The sequence below is a fragment of the Chamaesiphon sp. OTE_20_metabat_361 genome, assembly GCF_031364565.1.
In genome coordinates, this window is record NZ_JANLWO010000017.1 from 1 (window position 1) to 2,575 (window position 2,575).

The 2,575-nt window shown below is 49.3% G+C and carries 4 protein-coding genes; all 4 read right to left on the reverse strand.

Features of this window, described 5'->3' with window-relative positions; all coding sequences use genetic code 11:
- A partial coding sequence (locus tag RMO35_RS00445; protein WP_309737795.1) for a diacylglycerol kinase family protein occupies positions 1 to 369 on the reverse strand: 369 nt, incomplete at its 3' end.
- Positions 370 to 595: 226 nt separating this feature from the next.
- Positions 596 to 1,069 carry an rRNA maturation RNase YbeY gene (gene ybeY, locus RMO35_RS00450; protein WP_309737796.1) on the reverse strand — a complete coding sequence of 158 codons (474 nt, stop codon included), beginning with the start codon at positions 1,067 to 1,069 and terminating at the stop codon, positions 596 to 598.
- 99 nt (positions 1,070 to 1,168) lie between these two features.
- The gene (locus RMO35_RS00455) at positions 1,169 to 1,375 is read right to left on the reverse strand and encodes a DUF3285 domain-containing protein (RefSeq protein ID WP_309737797.1); all 207 of its coding nucleotides are present in this window, start codon (positions 1,373 to 1,375) and stop codon (positions 1,169 to 1,171) included.
- A gap of 78 nt (positions 1,376 to 1,453) precedes the next feature.
- The coding region (gene priA / locus RMO35_RS00460; protein ID WP_309737800.1) for a primosomal protein N' at positions 1,454 to 2,575 on the reverse strand (1,122 nt) is incomplete at its 5' end.

Below are 2,575 nucleotides of genomic sequence, written 5' to 3' on the forward strand. Positions count from 1 at the left end.
AGCACCGACTAGTACCGATGCAAAAGCTGAAATCAGGACAGCACCAGCGGCACAATCTTTGGCAATCTTGGCTAGTTCGTGATAGGTTTGACCGACAGTTAGATCGACAACCGACTCGATCGCGGTGTTTAATAGTTCTAAGGTCAAAACAAGACCGCTAGTAATACAAATCACAGCCATCTCCACCCCTGTCAAACGCAAAAGGGCACCGAAGCTAATTGCCAGGGTGCCCATGACGCAATGAATCCGAAAGTTACGCTGCGTGTGAAACGCATAGGTTACACCAGCGGCGGCATACTTAAAACTTACGCCGATGCTACTCGCCACCCGCCAAGCCTTCGTTCGCTGTCGATCGACAGAAGTAGACATTTTGCTTGGCATATCTGATTGGATTGTAGTGTTTACGGACTCGTCTAGTTTAGTCTGCATTGACAGTTCACTCCCACTAAGAAAATAATGATTTATTAAATGAATTTTTCACACATATGGCCGTTGGCGTAGCCTCTCTGCGCAGGCAGACGCTTCGCGTTGGCAACGCCTGCGCTTTGCGCTTACGGAACAAGAATCGCAAGCTGTATTTACACATCAATGAGATCTATAAACCACTACAAGCGAGCAATTTTTCTTGCTGTCGTAACATTAACAGCAAACTTGCTTCGTTGGGGTGATCCCAACCCAGTAAATGAAGTAATCCGTGACTAGCTAGCCAAGCTAATTCCTTAATTAAAGAATACCCATGTTCGGGAGCTTGTCTGGTAGCCGTATCGACAGAAATAATAATATCTCCTAAATAAATGGCTAAATCGCCACTATCGTCCGCTACTTGGGGAAAATCCACCTCTAATGCGGCAAAAGACAAGACATCAGTTGGTTTATCTTGCTGGCGAAATTGGAAGTTGAAGGCTTGGATTTCGACATCGGTGGTTAGTCGGAGACTCAACTCATAGGTATCGGCTGGGGGTAGACCTAAAGCGGGGGTCTGCAACCAGTTCTCAAACCAATCTATCCAAGTGTGTTCGTCGATGACACTCGGTTGATACAAGTCTTGGACGGTTAATTCTAGCTGCATCTAGTTTATGACGATCGGTAGATAGCGATCGACGCTGAGGTGTCGTGGTTGAGGGGAAGCTACAGCTCCCAGATCTAACCACGGCTGCAAATCGATCCCTTATCTAGTTAGATAGGCTAAGCCGACAAAAAGTGCCATCAATCCAATCGCACTCAGCGCAAAATGTTGGAGGGACTTACCGCCCTTTTTGACCATGTTTCGCATGGCATACTTGACATATTTTTCTTTGAGTTCTGCTGGTGTGGGCGGAACTTCTACAACTGTAGGCGGTTCGAGCGTGGTGTTATCTACGGGTATATCACTCATGAGGGCGATCGGCTTAACAATTTGATTTAAGTTTAGATTTCATTTTAACTCATCGATTGTTAAATTTTTGTAACGATTTCACAGAAAGTTCTGCGGATCGACGTCGATCGTCATTTTGACTAAATTAGAACATTGAGTCCTGAGTGCTTCCCAGTCGGGTAGAGTCGCCGTCCCGTTGGGGACATACTTAATCATGATTTGCCAGCGGTAGCGATTGCTCACCCGCATCACTGTCGCAGGTGCGGGGCCTAAGACTTCATAACAGCCTGCAATTGCCGCATCGTTGAGTGTCGAGCCAATATCGGTGACAGTTCGTTCGACGGCATCAGCATCGAGACTACTAAATCTCAGCAAAATTAATTTGCCGTAAGGCGGGTAATCCAACATCTGCCGCTCTGGCAATTCTGCGGCAATAAAAGCCGCATAATCGTGCTTGGTTACGGCGGCGAGGATGGGATGATCGGGATTGTAGGTCTGAATGATGACCTGACCCGCTTCTTCGCCGCGTCCGCAGCGTCCAGCTACTTGAGTGAGCGTTTGAAATGTCCGCTCGGCAGCGCGATAATCAGACAGATGCAACAAGCCATCAGCAGCAACCACTCCGACTAGGGTGACTTGGGGCAGATCCAATCCTTTGGTGAGCATCTGGGTACCGACCAATAAATCGGCTTCTCCCTCGACAAAGGCGGTGAGGATCTGGCGATGGGAGCCTTTGGTACGGGTAGTATCGCTATCAAATCTCAGACAGCGAAGTTGCGGGAAATCTCGCTCTAGTTCTTCGACTATTTTCTGGGTACCACTGCCAAAAAATTTAAAATACAGCGAGTCGCACTCGGGGCACTTTTGGGGCTGCGGTTGCTGATGATTGCAGTAGTGACAGCGGAGCTGGGCATGTGCGGCGGCTCCGGGCTGATGGTATGCCAGTGACACGTCACAGTTCGGGCATTCACAGACGTAGCCGCAACTCCGACAGGACACAAAGGTGCTGTGTCCGCGCCGATGGATGAACAGGATGCCCTGTTGTTTTTGGGACTGCATCTGGCGCAATGCTTGGGCTAGGGGACGACTGAAGATGCTCCGGTTGCCCAAGCATTGCGCCAGATGCAGTCCCAAAAACAACAGGGCATCCTGTTCATCCATCGGCGCGGACACAGCACCTGTGTGTCCTGTCGGAGTTGCGGCTACGTCTGTGAATGCACG

Coding starts and splice junctions, on each gene's coding strand:
- ybeY (WP_309737796.1), bottom strand. CDS start 1,069: ATGCAGCTAGAATTAACCGTCCAAGACTTGTATCAACCGAGTGTCATC.
- RMO35_RS00455 (WP_309737797.1), bottom strand. CDS start 1,375: ATGAGTGATATACCCGTAGATAACACCACGCTCGAACCGCCTACAGTT.